Genomic DNA, 23516 nt, shown 5'->3' with positions numbered 1-23516 from the left:
GATGCCGCGCCAGATCCTTGCCCTGTCGGAGCGCTACTATCGCCGGCTCCTGTATGGCTGCGCCACGCTGTTGTCGGTGGCCATCGTCTGCGCGGTGATGTTTCTGGGCTACAGCGCCTTCACGCAATTCCGCGAACGGCAGATCGGCAGCTTCACCAGCAAGCGCGAGCAGATCAAGTCCGAGGTCGATCGCCTCACCGCGCGGGTGGTCCAGTTCGCCGAGATGTATGCCCGCCTGCAGCATCTCTACAAGAAGGAACTGATGGTGCTCGATACCTACAGCGAGCGCGTGGATCCCGGCGAGATCACCCGCAGTCCCGAGAGTCTGACGGTGGTGCCTTTTTCCCTCGTGATACGCGGTGACACCGCCGCCGACCGCCTGCGCCTGGCCACGCTGCTGCTCCTGCTGCGGCAAGCCTCGGCCTTGCCGATGTTCAATCCGGCCGAGCCCGGTGTCACGCTGGACGGCTTCATCTATACCGCCGAGGCCGGCTTCCTGGCGGTCTCGCCGCCGCTGTCCGGCGCGGAAGAGCAAGAGGTACGCCGGCTCGGCATCTCGCCCTACATCAGCGCCATCAGCGCGCCGGTCGATGCGGCCTTCGCCGCCGAGCGCGAACGGGCGGCGCGCGCCCAGGGCAGCACCGGGCAGCGCGTGCTGTGGATGAGTCCGGCCTTGAGCGCACCGCTGCAGCGCTCGGCCGTGACCCGGCTGGCCGTGCGCATTGCGCTGGACAAGGGCGATCAGGCAACGGCCGTGTTCTCGGTGCCGGCCAGCCAGTTCCGCCAGTTCTTCATGAAGAACGAAGAGATGCCCGGCCTGATGGTGTTTGAAGGGCAGGGCAGCACACGTTTGCTGAGCAGCCCCGATCCACACGTCAATCCGCTGCTGATGCGCCACATCCAGGAGCATGTGCGGCATGCCACCGATCCGCACGATCACGTCGGCCACTTCCACGATGACGGCAGTTTCTTCATTGCCCAGACCATCGAGGGGCCGGAGTGGGTGGTGGTGCTCACCTTCACCTGGCGCGACGTGCTGGCCGGCTTGCAGGGCGACTTCACGACGGGGGCCGTCTGGGGTTTGTTTGCGTTGCTCTTCGTCTGGGTCGCTACCCTGTATTTCGACCGCTGCGTGATCGGGCCGCTGCAGAAGAAGGCGCTGGCCATGGTGGAGAGCCGTCAGTTCAGCCAGACCATCATCGATACCCTGCCGGTCGGCATCGCCGTCTATGCGCCCGGCTCGGGCGAAGTGGTACTGCGCAATGCGGTGGCTTCGCGCATGCTGGAGCAGTCGGCGCTGCCCTGCGCGGCCTTCTACGCGCAGATCCTCACCGCAGTGCGGGTCGGCGACAATCTGCGCCAGGCCATGATCGAAGCCGAACTGCCGCTGCGCGATGGCGGCATCAGCCATCTGGGCGCGGTCTGGTCGCGCACCCGCTTCTCGGGCCAGGATGTGCTGCTGCTGGGCATGATCGATCTCAACATGCAGAAGGCGCACGAAGCCCTCATGCGCGAAGCCAAGAGCATGGCCGACCGCGCCAACCAGGCCAAGTCCATGTTCCTGGCCCAGGTCAGCCACGAGATCCGCACGCCCCTGCATGGCGCCATCGGGCATATGGAGCTGCTGGCGCGGGAAGAGCTGTCGTTGCCGCAGCGGCAACGCATTGAGCTGATCCGTCATGCCTTCGACATGCTCATGGGGCTGGTCAACGACATCCTCGACATCACCAAGATCGAATCGCAATCCATCACGCTGGCCTCGGAAACGCTGCAGCTCAACGACTTGCTGGAAGAGTGCGCGCAGCTGTTCGCACCGCTGGCACTGGACAAGGGACTGGCCTTCTCCTGCCTGCCCGCCGTGGCACTGGAAGCACCGGTGCTGGGCGATCCGCGGCGGCTGATGCAGATCCTGCACAACCTGGTCGGCAATGCCGTCAAGTTCACTGCGCAGGGGCGCATCCGCTTGTCGGTGCGGCTCCTGCGCCGCGAACCGGCGCGCATGGTGGTGCGCTTCGACGTCAGCGATACCGGCATCGGCGTCTCGCCCAGTGCCCGGCAACGCATCTTCAAGTCGCTGCAACAGGCCGATGACAGCATCAGCCAGCGCTTCGGCGGCACCGGTCTCGGTTTGTCGCTGTGCCGCCGCCTGGCCGAGCTGATGGGAGGCGATATCACCCTCGACAGCGAGCCGGGCCGGGGCAGCGTCTTCGGTGCGGAAATCACGCTGGCGCTGGTGGAGGGAGGCGGCACGCTGCCGGTCTCGCGCCCCTTGGCAGGCAAGACCGTGGCATTGCATTGTCACGATGCGGACATGGCAGCCACGCTCCGCGACTATCTCGCCGCGTGGGGTGCAGCGCGGCGTGACAGCGCCAGTGCGCCCGGCGCTGTGATCCATCTGGTCGCACCGGATTGCGTGGATGATTTCATCGCCTGCGCGCAACACCAGTCCGTGCCGGCCGTGCTGATCTGTCCTGACGTGGCCATGCGCGCCAGCCTTGCGCCTGGCTGGCAACAGGTCAGCGCCTTCGACCGGCACGACTGGCTGCGCGCGCTGGCCAGCCAGCCTGCTGCTGTGGAGCCGCAACCGGTGGCAGAACTCGTCAGTGTGGCCGCCGGACTCGACGTGCTGGTGGTCGAGGATGACTATGTGAACCTGACCTTGATGCAGCAACAATTGCAGGCGCTGGGCTGCGCCTCTCCGCGGCTGGCCCGCGATGGTCTGGATGCACTGGCGCAATGGCAGGCGCACCCGGCCGATGTGCTCATCACCGATCTCGGCATGCCCGGTCTGGATGGCGTGGCGCTGGCCACGCGCGTGCGCGAGCAGCAGCCGCACGCCCGCATCATCGCCACCACGGCGGCGGGGCCGGGCAGTCTGGGGCAACTGCCGGCAGCGCTGTTCGATGCTCTTCTGATCAAGCCAGCCTCGCTGCAGCAGATGCAGGAGATCCTGGCGCGCCTGGTGCGCACGGTGCGCACGGTGCGCACGGTGCCTGCGCCATCGTTGCAGGCAGTGCAGACGGTGCCGGTCGATCCGTTTGAACGGGTAGTGCGGGAGGCATTCCGGCAGAGCTGGCCGGCAGAAAAAGAGAAGCTGCAGCAAGCCATCGATCGCGATGAGCATGAACGCGTGCTGCGCATCCTGCATCGCCTGCAGGGTGGACTGCAAGCCATGGGGCTGGATGACCTGGCCGCGCGCAGTGTCGAACTCCAGCACGCCATCACGGCGGGCGAGCCCTCGGCGCTGACGGCCTGCAGGGAATGGATGCAGGCCATGGAGTCTGCTAGCTGAGTGCGAACAAGTTCTTCATGTTCATCCCACATTTTCTGTCGATTGAGTGTTCGGGGCTGTGCACACCACAATGGCCGCTCTGCAGATCCTGAAGCGGGGTGGTAACAAGCACGGATGAATTTCCCGACAGGCAGCGTGCGTGGATATGCGCATGCCCATGCTTGTTGCGGCGATCTTGGTGAAGGAATTGACCAAAAAATATCCGCCGCCTGCATCATGCAGCCGCGGATTTTCCCGTTTTTTTCACAAGGGAGGCACGCGGTGTGAGCCTTGCTGCGCGCTGGTGCAAGAACGGGCGAGGATGCCGTCGCGTGGTGCAGGGCCAAAAAATCAGCGCGTGACGCTGCGCGTCTGCTTGGGCAATTCGCCAAAGCGCTCGCGATAGTAAGCCGAGAACCGTCCCAGATGCCCGAAGCCGAACTCGAAGGCGGTATCGGTGATGTTGGCACCGGGATGCGTGAGCAGGCGCTCGCGCACGGCATCGAGCCGGATGTTGCGCAGCAGGTCCATCGGCGCCACGCCATATTGCTGGTGGCACAGCGCATTGAGCGCGCGCACGCTCACGCCGGCCGCACCGGCCAGGTCGGCCAGCGCCAGCGGCGCGCACAGGCGGCTGCGGATGTAGCGCTCCAGCATGTCCAGGCGCTGCAGCTTGCCGGCACCGACCAGGCTGTCGGCCGATTCGCTGGCCGCACGCTGACCGCTGCTGGCGGCATGCACGGGCTCCACCGTGGACGTCAGTTGCGAGAGCAGGAATTGCGCAGCGCTGCGTTCGAAGTGCTGCACCCATTCTCCCTGTCCGGCCCCTTGGCCGGGCAGGGCCAGCACGCGCAGCAGCGACTGGATCAGCAAGTCCCAATAAGGCGCGGCCTGCTGCGGCAGCAGGAACACCGAGGGAACCTCCATCGGCCCGCGCTGGCCGACCGCACGCAATTCCTCGAACAGGGCCAGCGGCACTTTCAGGATCAGTTGCTCGGAGCCTGCCTGCCACCACAGGCGCAGATTCTTCTTTGGTGCAATCAGCGCCGTATGGCCTTGCGGGATGCACACCTTGCGGCCATCGGATTCGATCTCGGCGCTGCCCGAGAGCGTCATGTGGACCAGCGCAAAACCATTGAACAGGCGCGGCCGCACGACGACCTCGGCACCATACTTGAGCATGAAGATCTGCAACTGCTGGATTGCCGCCTTGAAGAGCACGGTATCGACATCGTCGCCCTTCCAGAACAGGTCATGTTCCGCGAGTTCGTTGGCGACCTGGGCGTGACAGTCGACCTTGCGGGTGGAGTGAAAAACGCGGCGACGATACAAGGGCTCCAGACTGAGCGCATGGACAGTGTTGAGCATGTTAACCTCTTAACGCTGCCCTTCCGCACGGGCCGGTGGCGGAAGAGCGGTGGTACCGGGGTGGGGTGCGGCTGCGTGCAGACGGCGCGGGAGCCGGTCTGCCATGCACCTTCATGGACGATGCGAACGAAGTGCGCGCTGTCTGCTTTCCCTCAGCCAGCGGCGGCTGCGTTCAGCGTCATGCAAGTGCAAGTTTCATGCCCGGGATGGAAGCTCGTCGGCGGTGCGCAGAACAAAGCGCGCCAGCATGGGCGGGGTGGATCATGTCGGTCTCCTCTACGGTCTTCTGGTCGGACCCTGCTGCCGTGGACGCGGGCCTCGTTGCTGTGGGGCACGGCTCTGCGGCCGGCTGATCGCCGATTCTATGCGTTTGCCGGGTGAACGTACAATATCAAATCAGCATCATGGTATGCCTCGGAGGTATAGTGGAACTGCGTCATCTCAAGTATTTCAATGCCGTCGCCAGCACGCTCAGTTTCAGCCGTGCGGCCGAATTGCTGCACATCGCCCAGCCGCCCCTGAGCCGGCAGATCCGCCAGCTCGAGGAAATGCTCGGGGCCGAGCTGATCGACCGCGCCTCGCGTCCGATTGCGCTCACCATGGCAGGCAAGTTTTTCTATGAACAGACCTTGCAGGTATTGTCCCGGCTGGAACAGATCGAGGAAGGAACGCGCGTCATCGCCCACGGACAGCAGCACTGGTTCAACATCGGTTTCGTGCCCTCGGCGCTGTATGGTTTGCTGCCGGAGATGATCAAGCGTTTCCGCGCCGACATGCCGGACATCGAAATCGGATTTTCCGAGATCGTGACCATGGAACAGATCGAGGCACTCAAGTCCGGACGCATCGATGTAGGCTTCGGACGCCTGCCCATCAGCGACCCTGACATCCTCTGCGAGACCATCGTGGAAGAACCGCTGGTGGCGGTGTTCCCGCTGGGCCATCCGCTGCTGGCGCGCAGCAAGGTGACGCTGGCGCAGCTGGCCGAGGAACGTTTCATTCTCTATCCGGCCAAGCCCCGTCCCAGCTATGCGGACCAGGTGCTGGACATTTTTTCCAGCCGCGCCCTGCGGCCGGCCATCGTCAAGGAAGCCAACGAGATGCAGACCGCCATCGGCCTGGTCGCCGCCGGCGTGGGCGTGACCCTGGTGCCGCGTTCGGTGCAGGGGCTGCATCGCTCAGATGTGGTGTACCGGCCGCTGTCCAACAAGGGCGTGCATTCGCCGGTGATCATGAATTTCCGCGCCAATGACCGCTCGCTGTTGCTGCAAACATTACGGTCGACAGCGGCCTCGATTGCGCGCATGCATGCCGAGGAGTACGCCTGATCGCAGACCTCCGAAGGGCGAGATGCAATGCACACGGGCCATGCAATCGCATGGCCCGTGGTCGTTCAGTTCAGCGCAGGATCACGCGGCCAGACGCGGACGATTGATATCGGCCTTGGGCAGGTCCTTCTGTTCCGGCAGCAGGTTGAAGTTGAACTCGATGGCATAGAAGGGCGCATCGACTTCATGCTTGCGGATCTCGGCCGGATCGGTGACGTGCTTCAGTTCCGGCACCAGCCCTTCGCGGGTGGCGAAGGCGAAGTCATCCCACAGGTACGGATCGCCGGCGATGTTGATCTGCGTGGTCAGCTTGCGATAGCCCGGCACGGTGACGAAGAAGTGGATGTGCGCAGGACGGCTGCCATGACGGCCCAGCTTGTTGAGCAGGCGGTCGGTGGCGCCACCCGGCGGCACGCTGTAGCCGACCGGCACGCGGCTGCGGAAGCGATAGCGGCCTTGTTCGTCGGTGCGGATGGAGCAGCGCAGGTTGAACGGGCTCTGGTCCGGATCGAAGAAGGAATAGCGGCCCAGGTGATTGGCGTGCCAGACTTCCACCAGCGCATTGGCCAGCGGCTTGCCGTGTTCGTCGAAGACCTGGCCTTGCATGAAGAGGGTGTCGCCCGGCTGCGGGTCCTTGTCCATGCGCGCAAAGCCCTTCTGCTCGGGCGCACCCGACACGTACAGCGGTCCTTCGATGGTGCGCGGGGTGCCGCCCTGCACGCCACGGCGCGCTTCGGCTTCATCCATGCGCAGGTCGAGGAAGTGCTCGAAGCCCAGGCCGGCGGCGATCAGGCCGAACTCGCCCGACTTGCCCGCCGAGGTCAGATAATCCACGGCAGCCCAAAATTCTTCCGGCTGCACATCCAGCTCTTCAATCGTATAAAACATGTCGCGCACGAGGCGGTTGACGATGGTCTTGACACGCTGGTTGCCCTCCGCGAGTTCGGTGCTTTCGATTTTTTGCAGTACGGCGTCGATGGCTTTCTTGTCCACGTTGTCTCTCCTGTCTCTGGTTGGATATGTGTGGGGGTGAGTGCGGTTGGTCCGGGCCGATGGATCAGGCCACGGAGACCAGCGGGGTCTTGCGGTCGCGGCGCAGCGCGTTGACGCGATCTTCATCCAGGGTGATGCCGAGGCCGGGGCCGGTCGGCAGTTCCAGGGCGAAGTCGCGGTAACGCAGCGGCGTGGCCAGGATTTCTTCGGTCAGCAGCAGCGGTCCGAACAGTTCGGTGCCCCAGGCCAGGGTGCCGAAGGTGGCAAACAACTGGGCCGAGGCCATGGTGCCGATGGCGCCTTCCAGCATGGTGCCGCCATACAGTTCGACCTGGGCTGCAGCGGCGATGGCCGCGACTTGTTGCGCACCGGCCAGTCCGCCGGATTGATTGATCTTCACGGCGAATACATCGGCTGCACCCACGCGGGCCAGTTGATAGGCATCCTGCGGACCATGCAGGCTTTCGTCGGCCATGATGGCGATGCGGTTCTTCTGGCGCAGGCGGCCCAGGCCATCGTGATGGCTGGCGGCGATGGGCTGCTCCACCAGGTCCACGCCGGCATCGGCCAGCAGCTGCATGCCCAGCATGGCCTCGGTCTCGGTCCAGGCCTGGTTCACATCCACCCGCACGCTGCCGCGCTCGCCGAGGGCGCGCTTGATGGCGGCCACGTGGGCGCAATCCTGCTGCACGGTGCGCGCGCCGATCTTGAGCTTGAAGATGTTGTGGCGGCGCTGGGCCAGCATCTTCTCGGCCTCCTCGATGTCGCGCGCCGTGTCGCCGCTGGCCAGGGTCCAGGCGATCGGCAGGCTTTCCCGCACCCGGCCACCGAAGAGCGTCGACAGGGGCACGCCCAGGCGGCGCGCCAGTGCATCCGACAGCGCGGTCTCGATGGCGCATTTGGCGAAGCGGTTGCCTTGTACATGCTCGGCAATGTGATGCATGCGTGCGGCGACCTGATTGGCATCGGCGCCCAGCAGCAGCGGCGTGATGTAGGTGTCGATGTTGACCTTGATGCTTTCCGGACTTTCTTCGCCATAGGCGAGGCCACCGATGGTGGTGGCCTCGCCCCAGCCGGCCACGCCATCGTTGCCGGTGATGCGCACCAGCACCAGGGTCTGGCGGTGCATGGTGGTCATCGACAGGCGGTGCGGGCGGATGGTGGGAACGTCCAGCAGCAGGACCTCGACGGTTTCGATGGAGGTGGCGGGCAGGGTGGAATTCAAGATGCAGTCCGTAGAAAAGAAGAGGGCGAAAACTGACGATGTCTGACTTGGGATGGATGATAGGAACAAAGCCGCCCGGGTGTCCAAGACCGATTCGGGCATGCTGCATACCTTTTGGGTATAACGTGGAGGGTATGCAAAAAACGGACAAGACTGCCCCGCAACTATGCAAATGGCGGATATTCGTCCTTGCGCAGTCTGCCTAAGATGGCTCATCGTCCAGGCCCCGCCTGGCATCCAACGATGAGGACCGTCGCATGAGCACATCCACCGAACTCGAACAGCAAGGCTATGCACCGCTGGTGCAATTCCCCCGCACCGATGGTGCGCGCACTCCTTACAAGGTATTCAGCTCCAAAGAGGTCTATGACCTGGAGCAGGAACGCATCTACCGTGGCGAGACATGGAGCTTCCTGGCGCTGGAAGCCGAGATTCCCAATAACGGCGATTACAAAAGTACCTTCGTCGGCGACACCCCGGTGGTGGTCACCCGCACTGAAGATGGCACCCTGGCCGCCTGGGTCAACAAGTGTTCGCACCGTGGCGCCATCGTCTGCCGCACCCCGCGCGGCAATGCCAGTTCGCACAGCTGTGCTTATCACCAGTGGAGTTTCGACTCGCGCGGCAACCTGCTGGGCGTACCTTTCCGCCGTGGCCAGAAGGGCGCCACCGGCATGGCCAAGGATTTCGATCCCAAGTGCCACGGCCTGCGCCAGTTGCGCGTGGACAGCTACAAGGGCCTGGTCTTCGCCACCTTCAGCGAGACCGTGGAATCGCTGCCGGACTACATCGGCGCCGAGATGCGCCCGTGGATCGACCGCATCTTCCACAAGCCCATCGTCTACCTCGGCTGCACGCGCCAGTATTCCAAGTCGAACTGGAAGCTCTACCTGGAAAACGTCAAGGACCCGTATCACGCCAGCCTGCTGCACCTGTTCCACACCACCTTCAACATCTTCCGCGTGGGCATGAAGGCGCGCTCGCTGGCCGACAAGCATCATGGCCTGCACAGCATCATCACCGCCACCAAGAATGAAGTGGAGACGGCGGATGCCTACAAGCAGCAGGAGATCCGCTCCTTCGACGAGGGCTTCTCGCTGCAGGATCCGTCGGTGCTGGGCCAGATCAAGGAATTCGAGGAACTGACCACCAACCACATCCAGCCCATCTTCCCGCAGCTGGTGGTGCAGCAGATCCATAACACCCTGGTGGCGCGCCAGTTGCTGCCCAAGGGACCGAGCAACTTCGAACTGGTCTTCCACTTCTTCGGCTACGAGGACGACACCCCCGAGCTGCGCGCGCTGCGCATCAAGCAGGCCAACCTGGTGGGCCCGGCCGGCTACATCTCGATGGAAGACACCGAGGCCACCGAACTGGTGCAGCGTGGCACTGCACGCGATCCCGACCACTGCTCGGTGATTGACATGGCGCGCGACAACCCCGACCAGGAAGACACTTTGATTACCGAAAGCCTGATCCGCAAGTTCTGGATGGGCTACCAGAAACTGATGGGCTTCCCGTCCATCGAGAAGGCATGAGCGAGGCAAAGCAGATGCAAAACATGGAACAGATGAGCTTGTGGTTCGAGCTGCACCAACTGCAGGAGCGCTACGTGCATGCGCTCGACAACGACCGCCTGGAACAGTGGCCGGAGTTTTTCACCGACGACTGCCTGTATGAAATCGTGCCGCGCGAGAACGCCGATGCCGGCCTGCCCATCGGCATCATCCATTGCGACAGCAAGAAGATGCTGCAGGATCGCGTGCTCTCGCTGCGCCACGCCAACATCTACGAGGCGCACACCTATCGCCACATGACTTCCGGGCTGGTGTTCACGCAGAACGCCGACGGTTCGGTGGATGCGCAATCGAGCTACGTGGTGGTGCAGACCTTGCAGAACGGCGAGTCCTTCGTCTACCAGGCCGGCCGCTATGAGGACCGCGTGGTCAAGACCGAGGCCGGCTGGCGCTATGCCCGCCGCCGCGTGATCTACGACACGCTGCGCGTGGCGACCCTGTTGGCCACTCCGATCTGAGGCGGCCATGAGCGAGTGGTTCGATGTCGGCCATGCCGATGATTTCGCCGAGGGCGAAGTGGCTGCGGCCCGCGCGGGCAGCCAGGCGGTGGCGGTGTTCCGCCTGGGCGAGGAAATCTTTGCGCTCAAGGACTTGTGCACCCACGGCAATGCCAAGCTCTCCGATGGCTATGTCGAAGATGGCTGTGTCGAGTGTCCGCTGCACCAGGGGCTGTTCGACATACGCAGCGGTGCACCGCGCTGTGCGCCGGTGACCGAGGCGGTGCGCAGCTTCCCGGTGCGCGTGGTTGCAGGCCGGGTCGAGATTGGCGTGGGCGGGGAGGGCGACGCAGCCGCCATCGCCAGCGCCGAACCGGCATTGCAGCCAGTGCAGGCCACGCTGGAAAACATCACACGCGCAGCCCCGGACGTGGCCATCCTGCGCCTGCGCTGTGCAGCGCCGCTGTCCTATCGCGCCGGCCAGTACATCGATCTGCTGCTGGAAGACGGCCAGCGCCGCAGCTATTCCATGGCGACCTATGCCAGGGACGGTAGTGATGTGCTGGAGCTGCATGTACGCCACCTGCCCGGCGGACTGTTTACGGACCGCCTCTTCAACGGCATGCAGCCGGGGCAGCAGTTTTCGCTCGAAGGACCAGCCGGCAGCTTCTTCATGCGCGAGGGCAGCGAGCCGGTGATCCTGCTGGCCAGTGGCACAGGATTTGCTCCGGTCAAGGCACTGGTGGAAGAGGCCATCGCCACCGGCAGCACGCGTGCGATGCGCCTGTACTGGGGCGGTCGCCGTGCCGCCGACCTGTATCTCGATGCACTGTGCCGCGACTGGGCGGCGAGCCTGCCCTGGTTTGAATACGTGCCGGTGCTGTCCGAGGCCGATGCCGCCAGTGGCTGGAGCGGACGCACCGGATTCGTCCACCAGGCCGTGATGCAGGATGTACCGGCGATGCAGTCGTATCAGGTCTATGCCTGTGGCGCGCCGGTCGTGGTAGAGTCAGCGCGGCGCGATTTCACGGCCACCTGCGGCCTGCCGGGGACGGCTTTCTTTGCGGATGCCTTTGTCTCGAAAGCCGACCTGCGTAAATAGTTTTTCCCGGCCGGGCTTGCGGTGAAATCCAGGTTTCACGCGCCGCTGCGCTTCCAGCTTCACACCGAATTCAAACCAAAGAATCTAGAGGGGAATCCAGGCATGAATCGACTCACTAAAGTGGCAGGTGCGGTAATGATGGCGATGGCGGCGGGCGCAAGCCTGTCCGTGCAGGCGGCCGATGTGGTGAAGGTGGGTTTCCTGACCACCCTGAGCGGCCCGGCCAGTGCGCCCGGCGTGGATGAGCGCGAAGGCTTCATGCTGGCCATGAAGATGCTGGGCAACAAGCTCGGCGGCGTGCCCGCCGAAGTCATCGTGGTCGATGACCAGTTCAGCCCCGATGCCGCCAAGCAGGGCGCGGACCGCCTCATCAAGCGCGAGAAGGTCGATATCCTGAGCGGCTTCGTCTATTCCAACATCCTGCTGGCCGTGGCCCCGGCGGCCTTCGCCAGCAAGACCGTGGTGGTCAGCGCCAATGCCGGTCCGGCGCAACTGGCCGGTGCAGGCTGTAATCCGTATTTCTTCAGCGCCAGCTACCAGAACGACGCCACCCATGAAGCGGCCGGCAAGCTGATGGCCGACAAGGGCTACCAGCGCGTGGCCATCATCGCCCCCAACTATCCGGCGGGCAAGGATGCCTCGGCGGGCTTCAAGCGTTTCCTCAAGAAAGACCCTGCGGTCGAACTTTTCCCCAAGCTGGGCCAGCTCGATTTCGCTACTGAGATCGCGCAGTTGCGTGCGGCCAATATCGATGCCCTGTATTTCTTCCTGCCGGGCGGCATGGGCGTGAACTTCGTCAAGCAATATGCGGCCGCCGGCATGGACCCCAAGATCGTGCGCGTGATGCCCGCCTATGATGCGGACCAGCAGATGCTCTCCAATGGCGACCTGATCGCCGGCGTGGCCAACACCGGCCAGTGGTCGGCCGATCTGCCCAATGAACAGAACCGCGCTTTCGTGGCGGCCTACGTCAAGGAATACGGCCATCAGCCTTCGATGTTCGCCTCCCAGGCGTATGACGCAGCCATGCTCATCGACAGCGCCGTCAAGGCCATCGGCGGCAAGGTCGAGAATCGCGAGGCGCTCATTGCAGCCATCAAGGCGGCCAACTTCAAGTCGGTGCGCGGCGGCTTCAAGTTCGCGGCCAATCACTTCCCGATCCAGAATCAGTATGCGCGGGTGGTGACCAAGGGCGCGGACGGCAAGTACGTCAACAACATGACCCAGACGCTGCTGCCCGATCACGTCGACGCCTATGTCGGTCAATGCAAGATGCCTTGAGGACGGTGCACCTTGGGTAATCTGATCTTCGAGCAGGTGCTCAACAGCCTGCAGTTCGGCGTCATGCTGTTCCTGATCGCCTCGGGATTGACGCTGATCTTTGGCGTGATGAACTTCGTGAACCTGGCGCACGGCAGCTTCTTCATGATCGGCGCCTACGTGGCGGCGGTGGTGGCCGGGGCCAGCGGTTCCTTCTGGCTGGGCCTGCTGGTGGCCCTGCCGGCCACGGCAGCGCTGGGCTTCCTGCTGGAGTGGCTGGTGTTCCGGCGGCTCTACAAGAAGGACCACATGGTGCACGTGCTGGCCACCTTCGCCTTCATCCTGATCTTCAACGATGGCGTGCGCATGATCTGGGGACCGCAGCCCCTGCCGCTGAACATGCCGCCGGCCTTCGCCGGGCCGGTCAATCTGTTCGGGCTGCCGTATTCCAGTTATCGCCTGCTGGTCATGGCGGTGGGCGTGGTGGTGGCCGTGGCGCTGTACTTCCTCATCAACCGCACGCGCATCGGCATGTGGGTGCGCGCCGGCGCCAACAACCTGGAAATGGTCACGGCCATGGGCATCAACATCCGCCTGCTGTTCCGGCTGGTGTTCAGCTTCGGGCTTCTGTTGGCGGCGCTGGCGGGCATCATGCTGGGGCCGCTGGTGGCGGTGCAGGCCGGCATGGGCGATGACGTGCTGATCCTGGCCTTCGTGGTGGTGGTCATCGGCGGCATCGGCTCGGTGCCGGGCGCGGCCATCGGCGCGCTTATCGTAGGCGTGGTCGATACGCTGGGGCGCAGTTTGCTGCCGCAGCTCTTCGCGCTCTTCCTCAGTGCCGATGCGGCCGCCTCGGTCGGCCCGGCGCTGGGCTCGATGATGATCTACCTGGTGATGATCGCGGTGCTGTTCTGGCGCCCCAGCGGTCTGTTCCCTGCCCGTACCTGAGGAATCCCATGCAACGTCTGTTCGTTCCCCTGCTGCTCGTCCTGGCGGTGCTGCTGCCGCTGCTGGCGCAGGCCAGCGGGATGGAGTACTACATCGGCGTGGTCACCCGCATCCTGATCTTTGCGATGGTGGCGGCCAGCCTCAATTTCATTCTTGGTTACGGCGGCATGGTCAGTTTTGGTCATGCAGTGTTCTTCGGGCTGGGTGCGTATGTCACGGCCATCGCCAGTTTCCATGGCGTGACCAGCGCCTGGCTGATCTGGCTGCTGGCCGCGCTGGTGACGGCCCTGGTCGGTCTGGTGATCGGCGTGATCGCACTGCGCACGCGGGCGGTGTATTTCATCATGATCACCATGGCGCTGGCGCAATTGTTCTACTACTTCTTCGTCGGCTTCCGGTATTACGGCGGCGACGATGGCCTGCAGGTGACGGCGCGTCCGCTGCTGGGCTTCGGTCTCGACATGAGCGGCGACAACGCCTTCTACTGGGTCGTGCTGGCCTGGCTGGTGGCCAGCTTCGTGCTACTGCAGCGGCTGCTGGCTTCGCGCTTCGGGCTGGCCTTGAATGCCATCCGCCAGAACGAGCGGCGCGCCCAGGCCATCGGCTATCCGGCGCTGCGCTACAAGCTGGCGGCCTTCGTGATCGCCGCTGTCATCGCGGGACTGGCCGGCAGCCTCATCGGCATGAGCAATCTCTTTGCCAGCCCCAAGCTGCTGCACTGGTCGCAGTCCGGCATCCTGCTGGTGATGGTGGCGCTGGGCGGGGTCGGCTATTTTTACGGCGGCCTGCTCGGTGCCGCGGCCTTCCTGTTGCTGGAGGAAGTGTTGTCCACCCATTTCGAATACTGGCAGATCTATGTCGGCCTGATCCTCTTGCTGGTGGTCATGGTGGCACCGCGCGGCGTGAGCTCGCTGACCACCATCGGCAAGACACTCAAGCAGGGAGAGCAGCATGGGGCATGAACAGGCAGCGGTGGCCCTCTCGGTCAAGGGCCTGAAGAAAAACTACGGCGGCCTGGCGGCCACGCGCGATGTCGATCTGGAGATTGCAGCGGGCCACGTGCACGCCATCATCGGTCCCAATGGCGCTGGCAAGACGACCTTGCTGTCCCTGCTTTCCGGGGCGCTGGCAGCCGATGCGGGCCAGGTCCACCTGTTTGGCCAGCCCATGCATGGCCACGCGGAACAGGCGCGGGTGGCGGCCGGGCTGGTGCGTTCGTTCCAGATCACCAGTGTCTTCGATGAACTGAGCGTGCTGGACAACCTGCAGGTGGCCGTGCAGCGCGGGCAGCATCGCAGCTATGGCTTCTTCCATGCCAGCGCGAGTGATCGCGCCGCACGCGAAGCGGCCATGACGGTGGCGCGCCGGGTCGGATTGGAGAAGGTCGTGCATCAGTTGTCGTCGCAGCTTTCACATGGTGCGCGGCGCCGGCTGGATGTGGGCCTGGCCATCGCCTGCGGTCCGCGCGTGCTGTTGATGGATGAACCGATGGCCGGCATGGGCCATGAGGAATCCGGCGACATGATCGCGCTGATCCAGTCCCTCAAGGAGGAGCTGACGGTGGTGCTGGTGGAACATGACATGGAGGCCGTCTTCGCCCTGGCCGACCGCATGACGGTGCTGGTGCAGGGGGCGGTGCTGGCCACCGGCAGCGTGGACGAGATCCGCGCCAATGCCGAGGTCAAGCTGGCCTACCTGGGCGAGGAGGAAACGCAATGAGTGCTTTGCTGGAAGTGGAAGGCCTGACCGGCGGCTATGGTGCGAGCCAGGTGCTGTTCGGGATCGACATGCAGGTCAGGGAAGGCGAAGTGGTAACCCTGCTGGGCCGCAATGGCATGGGCAAGACCACTACGCTGCGCACCATCCTCGGATTGAATCGCCCGACCGGCGGCGTGGTGCGCTTTCGTGGCGAAGCCATCCACAGCGCCAGTGCCGATGCGATTGCCCGGCGCGGCATCGCCATCGTCCCGGAGGGGCGGCAGATTTTCAAAAACCTGAGCGTGGAAGAAAATCTGTCCGCCTTCGCGGCGCGCCGCAACGGCCGCGACAATCCGTGGACGCTGGAAAAGATTTATCAACAGTTCCCGCGCCTCAAGGAGCGCCGCCACAATGGCGGCGGCCAGCTCTCGGGCGGCGAGCAGCAGATGCTCGCCATCGGCCGGGCGCTGATGACCAATCCGCATCTGCTGATCCTGGATGAAGCCACCGAAGGGCTGGCGCCGCTGGTGCGGGAAGAAATCTGGACTTGCCTGAAAGCCTTGCGCGAATATGGGCTGACCATCATCGTCATCGACAAGTACATCAAGCGTCTGATCGGCTTTGCCGACCAGCACACCATCCTCGAAAAGGGCAAGGTGGTCTGGCAGGGTGATTCGGCGCAGCTGTCGGTGCAGACGGAATTGTGGGATCAGTATCTGAGCGTGTAAGGTGCTTGTTCGCGGATATTGATCCATTAACGCAGGTTTAATGCTGTTGCAAACAGCGTTAAGGAAAACTGAATGCTCCCCCATCAAGTCAAGACGGACGCTCGGCGCGTTCTTTGTCCCGTCGCCGAGTGCGAAGCGGGTTACAACCTCAAGGCCGCCTTTCCGGATTTTCCGCAGGTGCTGCAGCAATGGCAGCAGGCGACAGCGGCCATTGCCACTACCTTGCTGACCGAGTCCGACATCGCCTATGGTGATGCACCGCTGCAGCGCTTCGATTTCTATCGTGCGCAAGGGGCGCAGCGGCCTTTGCTGGTGTTCATCCACGGTGGTTACTGGCAGGGCGGCGACAAGCGTGACATCGGCTTCATCGCCGCGCCTTACGTCAAGGCGGGCATCAGCGTGGCAGTGATCAATTATTCGCTGGCCCCGCAGGCAGGCATCGAGGACATGGTGGCGGAGGTACAGGCGTTGCTTGCCACCATTGCGCAGCAGGCGGATCGCCTGGGCATCGATGTGAATCGTGTCTCGCTGATGGGGCATTCGGCGGGCGGCCATCTGGCGGCCTTCGTGGCCGCGCAGGCGAGTGCCTTGCCGGTGCAGGCCGTCTTTGCCATCAGTGGCGTGTTCGATCTGGTGCCGTTGATCCCGACTTCGCTCAACAAGGCACTGACGCTGGACGAGCAGCGTGCGGATGCGCTCTCACCGGTGCTGCAGGCCGGGCCCACTGGCACGCGCATGCATACCATCATCGGCGAATTGGAGACCGCGCAATTCCATCTGCAGGCGGCCGTGATGGCCAACTGCTGGCCGCAGGTGGTGGCGCATCATGTGGTGCCGCAGACGCATCACTACACGGTGCTGTTCCCGCTGGCTGATGGAGACACTCCGGTGTGCCGTGCGGTGATTGCGGAGATCGGTGATGCAGGCCGCCGCTGAGGACGACCTGCAGGGAGGCGTGGGGCTCAGGAAACGGTCGATGAAGACAGCATGCGCTCCACATAGCGCGCAATCAGGTCAATCTCCAGATTGACCTTGCTGCCCGCCTTCAAATGCTTGAGCGTGGTCACTTCCACCGTATGCGGAATCAGGTTGATGGAGAAGCGGCAGGCATCGGCCAGGTCTTCCACGCGGTTGACCGTCAGCGACACGCCATTGACCACGATCGATCCCTTGTAAGCCAGGTACTTGCCCAGCGCCTTGGGGGCATCGACGATCAGCTCGCGCGATTCACCCACGGGCTCGAAGGAATGCACCTGTCCCAGGCCATCGACGTGGCCGGAGACCAGGTGGCCGCCCAGGCGCTCGGCCAGGGTCAGGGCCTTTTCCAGATTGACTTCGCCAGGGGCGTCCAGCCCGGCCGTCAGGCGCAGGCTTTCCCGCGAGACATCGACGGTAAAGCCGCTGGCGGTCTTCTCCACTACGGTCATGCAGGCACCATTGAGCGCAATCGAATCGCCCAGGCCGACATCGGCCATGGGCAGGCTGCCCGCATCGATGGTCAGGCGCACACCGGCGTCAGGGCCGGCTGCCAGGGGGGTGACGGAGGTGATGGTGCCGACGGCGGCAACGATTCCTGTAAACATGATTCAGTCCTGATACAAAAAATCTGAAAGAAAAAGCAAAACGCTTACGCGAAACGGGCAAGGATACGCAAATCCGGCCCGACCTGCTTGACCTCGTGGAAGTGGATGCCGATCTTGCCCGACAGGTCCTCCAGCGGCGGCAGTTCGAACATGTTGCGGCCATCGCCGATCAGGGCCGGGGCCAGGTAGACCAGCAGTTCATCCACGCAGCCTGCGCGGATCAGCGCGCCATTGAGCTTGGCGCCGGCTTCCACGTGCAATTCATTGATCTGGCGCTGGCCCAGTTCACGCACCAGGCCCGGCAGGTCCACCTTGCCTTCGGCGTTGTCGAGCAGGATGACTTCGGCCCCCTCGGCTTCCAGCGCGGCGCGCTTTTCGCGGTCATCGGTGGCGGTGAAGACCCAGGTATTGCCGCCCTGGATCACGCGCGCTTCGGGCGAGACGATCAGCTTGCTGTCGACCACGATGCGGCGCGGCTGGCGCGGGGTGTCGATGGCACGCACGGTGAGTTGCGCATCGTCCTTCTGGATGGTGCCGATGCCGGCCATGATGGCGCAGGCGCGGGCGCGCCAGATGTGGCCGTCGTCGCGCGCGGCCTGGCTGGTGATCCACTGGCTCACGCCATTGTGCAGGGCGGTCTTGCCATCCAGGCTGGCGGCGCTCTTCATGCGTACCCACGGACGTCCGGTGCGCATGCGATGCAGGAAGCCGATGTTGATCTCGCGCGCCTCTTCCTCCAGCAGTCCGCAGGCGACCTCGATGCCGGCCGCCTGCAGGCGGGCCAGGCCCTGTCCCGCGACCAGCGGGTTGGGGTCGGCGATGGCGGCGACCACGCGCGCCACGCCGGCGCGCACCAGCGCATCGGCACAGGGCGGGGTGCGGCCGAAATGGCTGCAGGGTTCCAGCGTGACGTAGACGGCGGCGCCGCGCATGTCGTGGCCGCGCGCGGCGGCGTCGGCCATGGCCTGGATTTCGGCGTGGTTGCCGCCGGGCGGCTGGGTGAAGCCGGCACCGATAATGCGCCGGTCCTTGACGATGACGCAGCCCACGCGCGGATTGGGGGTGGTGTCGAGCATGCCGAAGCCGGCTTGCAGCAAGGCCAGGGCCATGGCTTGCTGGTCATTCTCGATGTCGAACAGGTAGAGCGGATCTGCAGTGGAAGTCATGGTGTGCTAACACGAAATAGGCGGCAAGGCCTGCCAGGGGCGAGGCCGGATGCCCGTCAATATACACGGCTTTGCCGGATCGCCCGCAAGGCCGGCGGCACCGGCGATCTACTCGGGCGCGGCCAGGCTGCACTGGCTATCGAGGATGGGATTGCAGATACGTACCCGCCCCAGGAAGTTGATCACCACCGCACGCGAATTCATGCCGCTGCTGAAGTACCAGCTGCCGCGCGTGACCGGCTGGCCGTCCGGCTGGTAGGCCACCAGTTCGCCGCCGGTGGTGTAGGCCACGGCGATGCCGACCTCCAGTGCGCGATGATGGGCGACCACTTGTTGTCCGACCCGGATCTCCCAGCCGCTCTGCCAGTCGCGGCCATCGCGCGGACGCATCTCGGCGCGGCGGCCGGCGCGCAGGGCTTCGGAACGGGTCAGTTGCACGCCGTGGAAGAAATCGCTGCCGGCCGCCGCCAGCTGGTGTTCGGTGGAGAGCTGTTGCAGCGCCGGGATGCCGGCGGCCAGCACCAGGGCCGCGATCAGCAGCACCACCATGAGTTCGATGAGCGAGAATCCGGTTGCGCGCATGAGGTCACCAGCACTCCTTGCCGTCGGCGCGGCGATTGCCCCGGTTGTCGGCTTGCAGCACGGCGCATTGGGCATCTTCATAGGCGGTGTTGACGCCGCTGCCGCCCGGCGTGGCGATGACCAGCACGCAGCTGGCCAGATCCTCATCCTCGCAGGCCCTTGCGGACAGGGCATAGGCGCTGGTTTGCGGCGTGGCCCCGGAATACCACTTGAACCCCTGGGCCGCGCTGCCCGGCTGGAAGGGCCGGTAGCGATGCTGGTAGGCGTAGTGCCGTTCCTGTTGCAGCAGCACGTGGAGGATGGCCGCGCGTCCTTCGGCGCGGCTGGCTTTCTTGACGATGTGAAGGTAACCGTTCCAGCCGAGCCCGGCCAGCAGGATCACGATGGCCAGGCTGACCAGGATTTCCAGCAGTGTGAAGCCATTTGCCGGAGCGGGAGAGGAGCGCAAGGGAGGGTGCATGGTCATTCCGTCAAGGGAAGATAGAGAGGACGCCAGGCCCGCAGCGGGCAACTGGCGGGCATGCTGCCGGGCCGGGCTGGCAACTGCACCAGCGCCTGCAGCGCCACGATGGCACCCTGCCGGCCGTAGCCGACGGCGCTGAGGCGATAGAGGGTGGGAGCCTCTTCGTCGTCGGGGAGCTTGCTGGGGCTCTTGTCGGACTTCGGCGCCAGACGTTCGATCAGATAACGCGGCGTCGCCACGCCGGGCAGGGCGCGATAGCGCCGTCCGGTGAACTGGCCGTAGGTGGCCGAGAGGGCGTCGGGCCCATGCAGTTGTGCAGGCTCCCAGCCGGCGCGGTCGTGTTGGCCCACGCACAGGCCGGCACCGGCGGCATCGCTGCGGCAGGCGCGCCTGGCAGTGAATTGCCCGGGATCGATCTGGCGGTGGTAGCGCAGGTCGTCGCAGGCATCTTCCAGCGCCGCCTGGGCGGCCAGCCTGGCCTGGGCACGTTCGCGATGGTTGCGCGCGCCGCGTTCCTCCAGCAGGAGCAGTGAGGTGGTGGCCGCACCCAGCAACAGGATCACGCTCAGCAGCATGAGCGTGATCATCAGCGTGGCACCGCGCTGGCGCGGGTGACATGGTGGCCTCTTCATTTCCCGGCCTCCGCCATGGACAGGTTGCGCAGCATGACGCTGCCTTGAAAGACCGCACGCCGCCGCTGCTCCTGCCCGGTCTCGGTGACGCGCCACGCCGGATCGCTGCGTCGGCCGGGGAGGAACAGGTCGTAGCTGCGGGTTTCACTGCCCGGCGCGGCCGGCCGTCGCTGTACGCCGCGCACCAGCAGCGCGATGCGCACCAGGATCACCCGGCCCCAGGCCTCGCCCGGCATGGCCGAGGCATCCAGCCAGCGATCTGGACGGCCATCGCCATCGCTGTCGATGGCATAGCGCAATTGCATGGCTTCCACTGCACGGGCGATGGCGTCCGAGGTCCAGTTGCCGTTTTTGCCCTGGTAGCGGCAGCGCAGCTCGGGCTCGTCGCCGGTGCCGGGTGCGATGTAGTAGATGACCCAGTGGCGCGCGGCTTCTTCCGGCTTGCCCACCGGAGCTTGCGCGCCGCTGCAGTGGCTGATTTCGGCATGGCTGCCGCGCGGGGCACCGAAGAAACCGAGCATGAGGAGATCGCTGTGGTTGACGCCGTCACCGGTACTGCTGCCGAACAGTCCGGCGGCGGGATCGAGGGCGTCGGCCTGGCGGCTGTCATCCAGCCCGCGCAGGCCCGGCAGCAGGGCGGGCGAGCTGCCGTCGGGCAGGCTTTCCAGCGGCAGATGGCCGGCTTGGCGCAACACTTGTTGCAGGTGATCCAGGGCCACGCGGCCGGTTTCCTCGACGCGGCCGGCATCGTCCATCTCCTGGTAAGCCTCACGCGCCTGCTGCAGCAGCGTACCGGCCACCAGCACCACCAGGAGGCCGATGGCCAGCGCAATCATCAGTTCGACCAGGGTCAGTCCGGCCTCATGCAGATGCATCGCGCGCGTCGGGAAGAGGGGCCGGGCCGGCATCGTCAGCGGCCCAGGTTCAGGCTCACCAGCGGCGCGGCGGCAACGGCCATCCCCTTGGCCGCGCCGGGGCGATGCCAGGCCATCTTCAGGACGGCAGGGCTGCTTTCGAGGCCGTCGCAGCGCCAGTCTTCGGGGGGCGGGCGCGGGCCGTCACGGCAGACGGTGACGCGCGCTTGCGGGAAATCGCGGACCAGCCGGCCGCTCCAGTCGGCCAGGCTGGCCCGGGCGAAATCGGCCGGGCTGCAGGCACTCTGTTCGCAATCGGCATGGGCCGTGAACGGCTTGCCCGCCGCGAGGGAAAACAACAGGGGATCGGCGACGCCAGCGCTGGCCGGCAAGGCTGCGCGCAATTCGGCCAGTTCCTGCGCCAGCAGGGTGGCACGGGCGTGCAGGCTGCTGTCCTGGCTGCTGCGCAGCGCGTGCAGTTGCAGCATGGCGATGGCCAGCGCACCGGTGCCGATGACCAGCATGGCCACCAGCACCTCCATCATCGAGAAACCTGGGGAGCGACCGCGCATGGGAAATCCTGGAAAGGAAAGCCCGCGAGTCTAGGGAAAAAGAAAATGCCGCTCCAGCAAAACCCCGAATCAGTGCGCTGCTATCGAAAACTTCAGAAGGAAGAGCCCGGTTGCTTGAGGAAGTCGACTTCTTCCGGCGTGCTCTCGCGCGCCAGGATGCGGTTGCGGTGGGGGAAGCGTCCGAAGCGCGCGATCACGGCATGGTGTCGTCGCGCATAGTCGGCATAGCCGTCAAAGGTCGCCTTGTCTTCGGCGCTGGCCGCCTTGGCCAGTGCGCCCATGAGCTGTACCACGTACTCCTGGTCGTCGAGGTCTTCGGCGTGTTCCAGCGGCAGGTAGAGGAACACCCGGGCCAGCGGCGGCAAGTCTGCATCCAGGCCCATGGCCAGCGCCAGATGGCTGCACTGGCGTGCCAGTTCATCGTGGGCGAAGGCCTGGGCGGTGTCGCGGTAGATGTTGCGCGGCATCTGGTCCAGCAACAGGACCAGGGCCAGCATGCTGCGCGGGGATTCGGTCCAGTCATCGAGCTGGTTGGCGGCCGCCTGCTGCACCAGGGGGGCGAAGCGGGTGCGGCATTCGGCGTCGATGTCGGGGTTCTTGCTCCACCAGAGTTTCTTCTGGCGTTCGGCCACCTGATGCGGGGGGAGCTGCTCCCAATCGGGGCCGAACCAGAAGTCCAGTATCGCGTCGACGCCGGCGTGCGGGCTCATTCGGCCAGCACCGTGATCTGCACGTCGCCCAGGGTGACTTTCTGGCCGACGGTGATCTTGCAGGTCTTGCGGGTTTCCAGCTTGCCGTCGACCTTGACCTGGCCGTCGGCCACCAGTTGCTTGCCGGCACCGCCGCTGTCGCACAGGCCGCAGAGTTTGAGCAGCTGGTTCAGTTCGACGTAGGGATGGCCCTGCAGCGGGAAGGTGATCTTTTGCATGTGCTTTCTTTCGGAAACCCCGGCCGCAACAGGCGGCACGGGGGACCGGTACGGTACGCCCGGCGCGGCCATTTGTCCAGCCGCCCCGACGTTCAGGTGGCGCTTTCCAGCGTTTGCTGCGCCTTGTCCAGCCAGGTGGAGAGGCTGTCGGTCAGGTCCTTCTGGCTGAAGGAACAGCTTTCTTCGGTGAAGAGGCTGCCCGCTTCCAGCCGGCCGAGCAGGTCTTCGGCGACCTGGCGATAGCGCGGCGGCAGGGCGGTCATGACCTCTTCCTGGGCCCGCCAGGTACTGCACAGGCTGGCGATATTGCCTTGGCCGGTGCGCAGGGCATCCAATGATGCACGCATGAAATGCAGTCGGGAAGCGGCAGGATGGCTCATCGAAGCTTCCCGTCTCAGGCGCGCGCAGCGATGACGAACAGCGCAATCACGCTCAGGTAGCCGATGATCCACACCGCCGAACGGGCCGAGGGCTTGTCCGTCAGGTACAGCACCGTGTAGAGGATGCGGGCGGCGATGAAGACCAGCGCGGCGCTATCGATCTGTCCCTGCGCTGCGCCCACTTGCTGCGCCACCAGCACGGCGGCAGCGAAGAAGGGGAAGGCTTCGAAGTGGTTGCGGTGCGCATAGTCGGCGCGGCGGCGCACGCCGGTCTGCTTGTCCAGCCAGGCGCGCGGTTCGGCATTGTCGAAGTCGCGCCGGCCATACTTGGCCACGGCGATGGTGAACACCGGCATCAGGCCGGCAATCAGGATGCACCAGTAGGATAGGGTCATGCAGGAGGTCTCCTCGTTGTGATGTC

General features: G+C 64.8%; 25 protein-coding genes. 11 read left to right on the top strand and 14 right to left on the bottom strand.

Features of this window, described 5'->3' with window-relative positions; translation table 11 throughout:
• Window position 1 precedes the first annotated feature (1 nt).
• On the top strand, window positions 2–3292 hold the full coding sequence (locus MKD49_RS04455; RefSeq protein ID WP_252695571.1) for a hybrid sensor histidine kinase/response regulator: 3291 nt from the start codon (window positions 2–4) through the stop codon (window positions 3290–3292).
• Window positions 3293–3622: 330 nt separating this feature from the next.
• Here MKD49_RS04455 and MKD49_RS04450 read toward each other — a convergent pair whose 3' ends face one another.
• Entirely contained in the window at window positions 3623–4639 is a 1017-nt protein-coding gene (locus MKD49_RS04450; RefSeq protein WP_121043456.1) for an AraC family transcriptional regulator, read from the bottom strand.
• A gap of 425 nt (window positions 4640–5064) precedes the next feature.
• Between MKD49_RS04450 and MKD49_RS04445 the strand changes: the two genes are divergently transcribed.
• Complete coding sequence (locus MKD49_RS04445; protein WP_039784226.1) at window positions 5065–5967, top strand: LysR family transcriptional regulator; 903 nt, start codon at window positions 5065–5067, stop codon at window positions 5965–5967.
• 81 nt (window positions 5968–6048) lie between these two features.
• Here MKD49_RS04445 and catA read toward each other — a convergent pair whose 3' ends face one another.
• Complete coding sequence (catA, locus tag MKD49_RS04440) at window positions 6049–6960, bottom strand: catechol 1,2-dioxygenase (protein WP_121043453.1); 912 nt, start codon at window positions 6958–6960, stop codon at window positions 6049–6051.
• A gap of 64 nt (window positions 6961–7024) precedes the next feature.
• Window positions 7025–8185, bottom strand: coding sequence for a muconate/chloromuconate family cycloisomerase (locus MKD49_RS04435; RefSeq protein ID WP_305882116.1), 1161 nt, complete (start codon window positions 8183–8185; stop codon window positions 7025–7027).
• A 257-nt stretch (window positions 8186–8442) separates the two neighbouring features.
• Here MKD49_RS04435 and andAc point away from each other — a divergent pair, with 257 nt between their 5' ends.
• The 9 genes from andAc (at window position 8443) to MKD49_RS04390 (ending at window position 16871) form a co-directional block, all read left to right on the top strand.
• On the top strand, window positions 8443–9723 hold the full coding sequence (andAc, locus tag MKD49_RS04430) for an anthranilate 1,2-dioxygenase large subunit AndAc (protein WP_034335827.1): 1281 nt from the start codon (window positions 8443–8445) through the stop codon (window positions 9721–9723).
• A complete protein-coding gene (gene andAd, locus MKD49_RS04425) occupies window positions 9720–10220 on the top strand; it encodes an anthranilate 1,2-dioxygenase small subunit AndAd (protein ID WP_252695570.1) in 501 nt (166 codons plus the stop codon). The genes andAc and andAd overlap by 4 nt, the downstream gene beginning before the upstream one ends.
• A 7-nt stretch (window positions 10221–10227) precedes the next feature.
• Window positions 10228–11301 (top strand): anthranilate 1,2-dioxygenase ferredoxin subunit AndAb, encoded by a 1074-nt coding sequence (gene andAb, locus MKD49_RS04420; protein ID WP_252695569.1) that lies wholly within the window; start codon window positions 10228–10230, stop codon window positions 11299–11301.
• A gap of 102 nt (window positions 11302–11403) precedes the next feature.
• Window positions 11404–12582 carry an ABC transporter substrate-binding protein gene (locus tag MKD49_RS04415; RefSeq protein ID WP_209567466.1) on the top strand — a complete coding sequence of 393 codons (1179 nt, stop codon included), beginning with the start codon at window positions 11404–11406 and terminating at the stop codon, window positions 12580–12582.
• Between the two features lie 12 nt (window positions 12583–12594).
• The gene (locus tag MKD49_RS04410) at window positions 12595–13509 is read left to right on the top strand and encodes a branched-chain amino acid ABC transporter permease (RefSeq protein ID WP_034335816.1); all 915 of its coding nucleotides are present in this window, start codon (window positions 12595–12597) and stop codon (window positions 13507–13509) included.
• Window positions 13510–13517: 8 nt separating this feature from the next.
• The gene (locus MKD49_RS04405) at window positions 13518–14471 is read left to right on the top strand and encodes a branched-chain amino acid ABC transporter permease (protein ID WP_252695568.1); all 954 of its coding nucleotides are present in this window, start codon (window positions 13518–13520) and stop codon (window positions 14469–14471) included.
• The gene (locus MKD49_RS04400) at window positions 14461–15228 is read left to right on the top strand and encodes an ABC transporter ATP-binding protein (RefSeq protein WP_252695567.1); all 768 of its coding nucleotides are present in this window, start codon (window positions 14461–14463) and stop codon (window positions 15226–15228) included. Before MKD49_RS04405 ends, MKD49_RS04400 begins: the two co-directional genes overlap by 11 nt.
• Window positions 15225–15935: an ABC transporter ATP-binding protein gene (locus MKD49_RS04395; RefSeq protein ID WP_134223149.1), complete on the top strand. Its 711-nt coding sequence runs from the start codon at window positions 15225–15227 to the stop codon at window positions 15933–15935. Before MKD49_RS04400 ends, MKD49_RS04395 begins: the two co-directional genes overlap by 4 nt.
• A 72-nt stretch (window positions 15936–16007) precedes the next feature.
• A complete protein-coding gene (locus MKD49_RS04390; RefSeq protein ID WP_252695566.1) occupies window positions 16008–16871 on the top strand; it encodes an alpha/beta hydrolase in 864 nt (287 codons plus the stop codon).
• A gap of 26 nt (window positions 16872–16897) precedes the next feature.
• On the opposite strand, the gene MKD49_RS04385 is transcribed toward MKD49_RS04390, so the two are convergent.
• The 11 genes from MKD49_RS04385 to MKD49_RS04335 all read right to left on the bottom strand — a co-directional run bounded on the left by MKD49_RS04385 (window position 16898) and on the right by MKD49_RS04335 (window position 23490).
• Window positions 16898–17518: a riboflavin synthase gene (locus MKD49_RS04385; protein WP_034335801.1), complete on the bottom strand. Its 621-nt coding sequence runs from the start codon at window positions 17516–17518 to the stop codon at window positions 16898–16900.
• 44 nt (window positions 17519–17562) lie between these two features.
• Window positions 17563–18684 (bottom strand): bifunctional diaminohydroxyphosphoribosylaminopyrimidine deaminase/5-amino-6-(5-phosphoribosylamino)uracil reductase RibD, encoded by a 1122-nt coding sequence (ribD, locus tag MKD49_RS04380; RefSeq protein WP_252695565.1) that lies wholly within the window; start codon window positions 18682–18684, stop codon window positions 17563–17565.
• Between the two features lie 108 nt (window positions 18685–18792).
• Complete coding sequence (locus MKD49_RS04375) at window positions 18793–19266, bottom strand: GspH/FimT family pseudopilin (RefSeq protein ID WP_209567464.1); 474 nt, start codon at window positions 19264–19266, stop codon at window positions 18793–18795.
• A 4-nt stretch (window positions 19267–19270) separates the two neighbouring features.
• Window positions 19271–19726, bottom strand: coding sequence for a type IV pilin protein (locus MKD49_RS04370; protein ID WP_252695564.1), 456 nt, complete (start codon window positions 19724–19726; stop codon window positions 19271–19273).
• A gap of 2 nt (window positions 19727–19728) precedes the next feature.
• Window positions 19729–20361 (bottom strand): PilX N-terminal domain-containing pilus assembly protein, encoded by a 633-nt coding sequence (locus MKD49_RS04365; protein WP_121043412.1) that lies wholly within the window; start codon window positions 20359–20361, stop codon window positions 19729–19731.
• The gene (locus MKD49_RS04360; protein ID WP_252695563.1) at window positions 20358–21236 is read right to left on the bottom strand and encodes a PilW family protein; all 879 of its coding nucleotides are present in this window, start codon (window positions 21234–21236) and stop codon (window positions 20358–20360) included. Before MKD49_RS04360 ends, MKD49_RS04365 begins: the two co-directional genes overlap by 4 nt.
• Window positions 21237–21271: 35 nt before the next feature.
• A complete protein-coding gene (gene pilV / locus MKD49_RS04355) occupies window positions 21272–21787 on the bottom strand; it encodes a type IV pilus modification protein PilV (protein ID WP_252695562.1) in 516 nt (171 codons plus the stop codon).
• Between the two features lie 92 nt (window positions 21788–21879).
• Window positions 21880–22497, bottom strand: a complete 618-nt coding sequence (locus tag MKD49_RS04350) for a DUF924 family protein (protein ID WP_209582626.1) — start codon at window positions 22495–22497, stop codon at window positions 21880–21882.
• On the bottom strand, window positions 22494–22715 hold the full coding sequence (locus tag MKD49_RS04345; RefSeq protein WP_034335781.1) for an RNA-binding S4 domain-containing protein: 222 nt from the start codon (window positions 22713–22715) through the stop codon (window positions 22494–22496). Before MKD49_RS04345 ends, MKD49_RS04350 begins: the two co-directional genes overlap by 4 nt.
• Before the next feature lie 92 nt (window positions 22716–22807).
• Complete coding sequence (locus tag MKD49_RS04340) at window positions 22808–23095, bottom strand: hypothetical protein (RefSeq protein WP_252695561.1); 288 nt, start codon at window positions 23093–23095, stop codon at window positions 22808–22810.
• A 14-nt stretch (window positions 23096–23109) separates the two neighbouring features.
• Window positions 23110–23490: an MAPEG family protein gene (locus tag MKD49_RS04335; protein ID WP_039784256.1), complete on the bottom strand. Its 381-nt coding sequence runs from the start codon at window positions 23488–23490 to the stop codon at window positions 23110–23112.
• Window positions 23491–23516: the final 26 nt, after the last annotated feature.

It is taken from the genome of Herbaspirillum sp. WGmk3, assembly GCF_023952535.1.
Lineage (GTDB): Bacteria > Pseudomonadota > Gammaproteobacteria > Burkholderiales > Burkholderiaceae_D > Herbaspirillum > Herbaspirillum huttiense.
The sequence above is the reverse complement of the archived record's forward strand: the minus strand, read 5'-3'. Positions and strand labels throughout refer to the sequence as shown.